The organism is Pseudomonas sp. ZL2 (assembly GCF_054788455.1).
In genome coordinates this window covers 23,696-30,959 of the sequence record NZ_JBGOGX010000038.1, presented here as the reverse complement: position 1 = coordinate 30,959, position 7,264 = coordinate 23,696, and the positions used below count along the sequence as shown (strand labels likewise).

The 7,264-nt window shown below is 61.8% G+C and carries 6 protein-coding genes; 4 read left to right on the top strand and 2 right to left on the bottom strand.

Annotation, left to right across the window (positions count from 1 at the left end; translation table 11 throughout):
- Positions 1–487 precede the first annotated feature (487 nt).
- Entirely contained in the window at positions 488–2,419 is a 1,932-nt protein-coding gene (locus ABM562_RS20695) for a tyrosine-protein phosphatase (RefSeq protein WP_460423159.1), read from the top strand.
- Here the strand turns inward: ABM562_RS20695 and ABM562_RS20690 are convergent.
- Entirely contained in the window at positions 2,407–3,408 is a 1,002-nt protein-coding gene (locus tag ABM562_RS20690) for an AraC family transcriptional regulator (protein ID WP_420832714.1), read from the bottom strand. The two genes, ABM562_RS20695 and ABM562_RS20690, sit on opposite strands and share 13 nt — an antisense overlap.
- A 491-nt stretch (positions 3,409–3,899) precedes the next feature.
- Between ABM562_RS20690 and ABM562_RS20685 the strand changes: the two genes are divergently transcribed.
- The 3 genes from ABM562_RS20685 (at position 3,900) to dapF (ending at position 5,901) form a co-directional block, all read left to right on the top strand.
- Positions 3,900–4,457, top strand: a complete 558-nt coding sequence (locus tag ABM562_RS20685; protein ID WP_233674722.1) for a DUF1842 domain-containing protein — start codon at positions 3,900–3,902, stop codon at positions 4,455–4,457.
- A gap of 19 nt (positions 4,458–4,476) precedes the next feature.
- Positions 4,477–4,956: a DUF1842 domain-containing protein gene (locus ABM562_RS20680; protein WP_115087372.1), complete on the top strand. Its 480-nt coding sequence runs from the start codon at positions 4,477–4,479 to the stop codon at positions 4,954–4,956.
- A 114-nt stretch (positions 4,957–5,070) separates the two neighbouring features.
- Positions 5,071–5,901 carry a diaminopimelate epimerase gene (dapF, locus tag ABM562_RS20675; RefSeq protein WP_346617883.1) on the top strand — a complete coding sequence of 277 codons (831 nt, stop codon included), beginning with the start codon at positions 5,071–5,073 and terminating at the stop codon, positions 5,899–5,901.
- A gap of 16 nt (positions 5,902–5,917) precedes the next feature.
- Here the strand turns inward: dapF and ABM562_RS20670 are convergent, their stop codons facing one another.
- On the bottom strand, positions 5,918–7,204 hold the full coding sequence (locus ABM562_RS20670) for an endonuclease/exonuclease/phosphatase family protein (RefSeq protein ID WP_460423157.1): 1,287 nt from the start codon (positions 7,202–7,204) through the stop codon (positions 5,918–5,920).
- Positions 7,205–7,264: the final 60 nt, after the last annotated feature.

The following is a 7,264-nucleotide window of genomic DNA, read 5'->3' as shown; positions in this document are numbered from 1 at the left end:
CCGACGAAGGTGTCCAAAATCATTAGGCCAGTTCAGCTTGACCCGCGATGAGGCCAGCACAACCAGCACATCAGGCGCTGGCTGGATTACGAGCGCGATGAGCTCAATCGCTGGCAAGCCTAGCTCTCACCGATTCGGTGCATGCAGAACCATTTATCCGTTGCTGGGTTTCAGCAGTCCTGCACCTGTCATCAGCCAGGCAAAACCGACTATCGACAACCAGGACGATGTTTCTGAAGCCACAAGCAGTTAGGCGGTGCCAAGAGCATGACATTGAAGTCACGGCCACAGGTGATCTGGATACTCATCACCAAACCAATCAAGGCTAAGCTACAAAGTTGGCCTCTTCAGCACCGTAATACGGACAAAAAACGCATGCCCCGGACAGATCGCGCAGCGATTCGCCAATCCGGGCTTTTTGCAATATTCAGTTGCAGGTCAGCCCGCAATAGTAGCCAGCCCAACATGATTCCCATGAGGCTGCATCGTGTATCAACGACTGTTGTGTTCACTGTCCGTTTTGAGCCTGTCCATTGCTGCCGCCCAGGCCGCTAGCCCGTCCGCAGAAGGTTCGCTGCTGGATACGCCGCGCCTGGCGCGTATCGACAACTTTCGCGATATCGCCGGCACCACCCACGCTTATTCCACCGCCCACGACGGTACGATGCGCAGCGGCGTATTCTACCGCTCCAATGCGCTGACGCCGTCGGCCGCGGACCTGGCCACGCTCAACGGCTTGGGCATCAAGGCGATCTACGACCTGCGCACCCCGGACGAAATCGCCGCCACCCCCGACACCCTGATCGAGGGGGCGCGCTATCGCAACATCGACATCATTGGCAACAACACCTCTGGCGCCGACATCACCCGCGTCAGCTTCACCAGCGCCGCCGATGCCATTGCCATGATGCAGGAGACCAACCGTGCCTTCGTCAACGATGCCGGTATGCGAGGCCAGTTCACCACATTGTTCAACGAGCTGGCGGCAGGCGATGGCGCGGCGCTGTTCCACTGTACCGCCGGCAAGGACCGCACCGGTTGGACAGCCGCCGTATTGCTGAGTATTGCCGGGGTCGACAGCGCGACGATCATGGAAAACTACCTGGCCACCAACGATTACACCGCCGCGCGCGTGGCGGCGACCCTGGCGCATCTGCCGCCGAGCATGGCGGCGATCTATGCGCCGCTGCTGGCGGTCGATGCCAGCTACCTGCAAGCCGGCCTCGACCAGGTCACCGCGCAGTACGGCAGCATGGACAACTACCTCAAGGAGGGCCTGGGCCTGTCCCAGGAGACGATCTACGTACTGCGGGCCAAGATGGTGTCCTACAACAGCCTGCCCGGACAGCTGGGCCTGCTCGGCAACGCTGCGGCCGGCGCGCAGTTGCTGCAGCAGTTGCAGGACAGCAGCCTGTCGGGCACCTACAGCGCCTACAACTACTACCTGCAGTCGGCGATCGATGCCGGTGACCTGGCCGGCGTCGAGTCCAGGGTCGGCGGCCAGGTGCATGCCGACGCTGCCAGTTACCTGTTGCGCCAGGGCGCGCTGCTCGACCGCGCCGCAGCACCCTACAGCCGCGGCACTGAGCTTAAGGTCGGCCAGTACCGCTTGTGGAGCACAGCCCTGGCCGGCTACCTGGGCACCGATGGCTCAAGCCATGCCGCCAGCAGCAACGAACATAGCGATGGCCTGATGATCGGCCTCACCCAGCGCTTTTCCGAGCAGCTCAGCGGCTACGCCGGCTTTGGCTACAGCCGTGGCAATGTCGGCGGCGCGGGTGGTGAGGCGGACACCGACCTGACCTTCTTCAAGGCCGGTGCGCGCTACGCTCCGGCGGGGCTTGAGCGTGGCCTGTTCGTCGATGCCGGCCTCAGCGCCGGCTGGCTCGACTACGACAGCAAGCGCGAGCTTGGTGCTGGGCTGGGCACGGCCAAAGGCGACAGTCATGGCAACCTCAGCGGTGCCAGCCTGGCCCTGGGCTACCGCATGCCATCAAGCGGCATCACGCTGGAGCCAAGCCTGGGCCTGCGCATCAGTCACCTGGACCTCTCGGGCTTCAACGAAAAAGGCAGCGAACTGGCCCTCGACGTCGACGGTATACAGCAAACCCGGCGCAGCGCATTCGCCAACCTCGATGTTGCATTCAGCGCCATCGATCTGGGTGGCTGGCAACTGGTGCCGGGCGTGCAGGTGGGCTACGAGCATGTGCTGGGCGATCACCAGGTTGACAGCCAGGGTCACCTGCTGGGCCTGGACATCGAACAGCGCGCCGCCTTCGACAACCGCGACCAGTTCACTGCCGGGGTCAACCTGATGGCCAGCCTGGGGGCGCTGAGCTTCGGTGCCGAAGTCGGCGCCAGCAATGGCGGTGACAGCCACGGCGCCAGCGGCAGCCTCAAGGCCAGCTATCTGTTCTGACCGCCAGGCAAATCCGGGCCAGCCCTGCGGCGCTGGCCTGAGCCGTTGCGTACGTCGGCAGGGCTGACGCCGAAGGCACTGTGAAAGTACTGACAGAACCTGCCGACATTGCTGAAGCCAAACTCCAGCGCCACCTCGGTGACCGACGCCGCGTCGCGTTGGCGCAGAGCATGGTGAGCGTGCTCCAGACGCAGCTGGCGCTGGTAGGCGACGATCGACAAACCCATGAAACGCCGAAAACCGTCCTGCAAGGCACGCAGGCTGACGTTGCACAGCCGCGCCAGCTCAGTGCCGCTGACCTGGCTTTGCGGATGGGCCTGGATGTACTCGATGGCCAGCTTCACGTGCCGCGGCGCAATCAAAGGCGCCGGGCGCTGCAGGGCCTGGCTGAAGTTGTGCGGCCAGATCTCGAGTAGCGCATCGACGAGCATTTCCTGCAGGCGCGCCGGCATCAGCGCTCCGGCATGCAGCAGCAGGTCGAACTGGCTGCCGGTGGCCAGCTCCACCAGGGCCCTGATGCCCTGTAGGTGGGCCAGGGCCACCACCGGCTCGAAGCACAGCCTGCCAAGAATCGGTTTGCCCAGCAGCGTTGCCAGTCGCTCGGTAAACAATGCCCGGCGGATCGAGATGCCGCATTGGTCGTGGTCATCCATGAAGCGCATCGAGCGCACATCGGCCTTGTCGACCGCCAGGCCCACCTGCCTGAAGCCCGTCGCGTCGCTGCCCGGATTGAGGATCAAGGTACCGGAGGAGGGGATGACGAAGGTGATTTCATCCTGGGATTCGGGAAAGCAGAAGGTGAAGTCACCGCGGTAGTGCATGCGCCGAAAGCTCACGCCATCATGGCGGCCATAGACGCCACCGATGCTGGTGTCGCCGGGCAGCGGCGGGATATCGGCATACAGATTGCCGAACAGGCTGCTGAACAATGCGCCGAAGTCGTCGCTGTGCATGCTGTCGGAGCGCAGGATGATCTGCTTGCGGGTCATGCTTGAGTACACCTTCAGTGTCACCTTGCGTGCGGGGTGTTCCGGGGTTGGAAAGCATCAAGAGGTTAGCAGCTGGGCGTGACAAGTGCGTGACCTCAGCGGGGAGAACAGTATGGGTTATCCAGGGGGCAGGCCAACCACCCGTCGGACATCATGCACTTTTGCCACCACCCCCTGGCCGGTCCGGTTTTCCCTGCTTTACTGATCAGGGCTGCCAGGCAGGCAGCTATGCGCCCAGGGAGGGTTTCATACCCGTTGCACCTCGGCGAACCTTGCCCATTGGGCATGGCCGTGCCGGACCGCAGCGTCTTCGCCGCAGGCAATCTGCGCGTGACGCCATCACGGAGGTCGCAACGCCGTTCGCCTACATCCAACTGTGCGCCAAGGAAGTCGCCCGCCAGAAACAGCCCACGCGCTTGTTTCCACTCATTGTTTGCAATGGAGGCACCATGACTGACTCACTACAAGCACCCGTAATAGGACTCTTCCCCGTGTCCTACATCATCGGCACCGATGCACCCGGCGCCCAGCGCCTGGTGCTCGACCTGCTGGTTCATCCGTCTGACCGCACCCTGCGCGGCACCGCCCATCTCACCCAGTCCACCAACCCGCCGCTGGACCAGCACCTGGACGTGTGGGGCACCTACAGCTATCAGCTGTTCCTGCCGCCAAGCCCAAGCAATATCCTCATCACGTTGCAGGGCAACCATGGCGGCAAAACTGCCAACTCGCCGATCATCTTCAGCCTCAAACTCGCGGTGGGTTCGGACTGGCAGAAAGGCCAGGCCGGTTACCGCTACCTGAACAGCCAGGGGCAATGGATCGTGGTCGAAGCGCCAGCGCACCGGGAAGACACCCGCATCAAGGCTTTCGGTGATGTCGACATCCAGGCACTGCTACACGCCACCACCCTGGAGGCGGCCATTGCCACCGGCGATGTCGATCATCTCAAGGCCCTGGCTACCGGTGACGCAGGCGCTGCCCTGAACACCGCCATCGATTCGACCAAGAGCACTTCCGGCAAAGCCGGCAAATCCAGCCGCGCCTGAACAGACAAGGAGTCGCACCATGCCCGCAATCGGACTGTTCCACACCCGTCTCAATGTGCGTACCGGCCTGCTCGGTGCTCCCGTCCTGACCCTCGATCTGTTGGTCAATACCGTGCAGAAGAAGATCACCGGCGTAGCCAGTATCTTTGCTGCCACCTATCCACCGCTGAACTTCCATGCCGATGTCTGGGGGGACTATTCCGACCTCAAGCTCGGCCTCAAAGGTGATGGCCATATCGTGCTCAACCTGACCGGCAGCCCCAGCGGTCCGTTCAGCACCCTGGAGCAGACCTTCCATCTGCACGGGATCCTCAGCGCCAACTGGGCCAGCGGTACCGCCAGCTATCGCTACCTGCGCCTGGACGGCGGAGGGTGGCAGGTGGTGCCCCATGCCAACGTGCGCCAGGCACCGACCGAGACTCACCAGAGCCAGAAGGATGTCAGCGAACGTAGCCGCAGCCGCCTGCAGGCAGCGATTGGTCAGCTGGAAAACGCGTAGACGCGCGTGAGAAGCGGGCGGCCCGGGAGACCGGGCTGCCTTTCTCGGGCTTGCAAAGGTTGTGGGATTTAGGCTAGATCGACGTTGAATCTGTTTCGCTGCCAGGGTCGATCTATGCCGCTGAGCTTTCACAAGATGCACGCCAATGGCGATGACTTCGTTATCGTCGACGCGCGGAACGCAGCCAACCCGATCACTGGCGACATTGCCCGGCGACTGGGGGATCGCAGCCACGGTATCGGCTTCAATCAGCTCGCGGTGCTGCTCGATTGTGATGATGCCCAGGCGCGCCTGCTGTTCTGGAATGCCGATGGCTCCCCGCTGGACGTTTGCGGCAGCGCAACCCGGGGTGCTGCGGACAGGTTGATGCACGAAGCGAACACCACGTCGCTAACCTTGCGCTCCAACCGTGGGCTACTGACGTGCGAACGAACGGCATCGGGCGCCATTGCCGTCAGCATGGGCGTGCCGCTGTTCGGCTGGTCGGATGTTCCGCTGGCTGACGCAATGGATACGGCTGTATTGCCACTGGCTGGGGACCCCAGCGCCTGCAGCATGGGCAACCCGCACTGCAGCTTTTTTGTCGATGATCTGGCGGCCATTGACCTGGCGGCTATCGGCCCGGGCATCGAGACCCATCCGCTGTTCCCCAACCGGACCAATGTGCATTTCGTCCAGGTCATTGACCGAGCGCACATTCGCTTGCGCATCTGGGAGCGTTGGGGCGGCATTGCATTGGGTTCGGGGTCCTGCTCCTGTGGTGCGGTGGTCAACGGCATCCGTCGCGGCCTGCTGGACCCTTGCGTTGAGGTGGAATGCGATGGCGGGACCGTCACTGTGCAATGGGATGGCGAGGGCCCGGTCTTTCTCACCGGGCCGGTGGCCTTGAGCTATTCGGGCGTAGTTGCAGATGGCCTGTTACCGGCCGGCTTCGTCGGTAGCTGAGCCTCACACAAGCCCCTCACAGCTGGATATCTATCACAACCGGGCAATGGTCCGATATCGCCAATGCAGCGACGGGGTACTGCGGTGGCTTTGCAGGAAGGGAGCCGCCCATGTTGCCGATTGGAACCTTGTAAGTCGACTGGACACTATTGGCCAACGTCTCAGATACAAGGATGTGGTCCAGGCCAACCGGGTTTCGGCAGCCCAGCCCATCAGCAGCAGTCAGTGCCTTGCGCTGCGCCTGGGACAGTTTGGAGGTTTTTGCCGACTCGCACGCAGCCTTTACTAATGGGGCTCCAGGACACACTGCTGACAGAAGTCTGGCCTTCGACCCTGCGGGTGCTCCGTCATTGATTTCCAAAAACAGATTGCGCGTTGATACCGTGGCGGCCCGGCTCTTCGTCAAATCGGTCTCTCCGTCGCTTCGCAGTGGCTCTGCGCCTGCCAGTTTGTTGGCTTCGTGCCAAAGATTACGGTTGAAATCGCCAAGTACAACGAAGCCATCCACGTTCAACGGTAGTGTTTCGAATGCGACTTCAAGTGGGCCTACCTGTTGCTGCAAAACAGGACATGGGTCGTCGGCTCCCTTGTCGCCGTCGAGACGATCACCTTCCAGCGGTGTGACACACCCGGATTTGAGATGGACCGTCAAAAAGCGAACCCGTTTGCCGCCCAGATTCAACGTGACGGTATACCCCGGTCGTACCTGTTTGGTCGCTGGACGATCGGGCAGGGACAGCTCTACCAGGTCGGTGCATGCCTCGACGGCCTCGCCCAACGACCTTTTCCAGGCAAACGCCAGGCGTTGTATCTTGTAGGCACCCTCGAAGGAGCAGACGTTGTAGTCTGCTGCGGCGTCGCCAAGCGCTTCGCGAACACTTTGTGCTCCGGAAACTTCCTGGAAAGCAATGACGTCCGGCTTGATCTCGGCAGACATCAATCTGGCTATTTGCGCCAAGCGTTTGGCATAGGCTTCAGGCGTAACTTCCACGACCTGATGAGTTGCAGTCATGTAGACCGCGCAGGGCGGCATTCTGGCAAGGTCCACCCCTTCGAGTGAAGCACGTGACTCGCTGATGTCCCATCCACGCTTGGCCTGCGGTGTACCGACGGGTACCAGCTTCCAATCACCTTGAGCGTCTTTCGCGTAGGTTTTTGAGCACTGTGCAATCCAGGTTGGCAGCTCTTGTTCAGCGATATGCCAGCCAAGGTTCCACGTGGCAATTCGAAAGCTATCGCCTTGTGCGACAGACGAACCAAACAACATTGCGCTGAACACGACGAGCTTCCAGGCCGGGTACATTCGATGCTCCTTCTCAAAGAGATCATGTTGGGGCCATAGCTGGCAGAGAGCCATAATTCA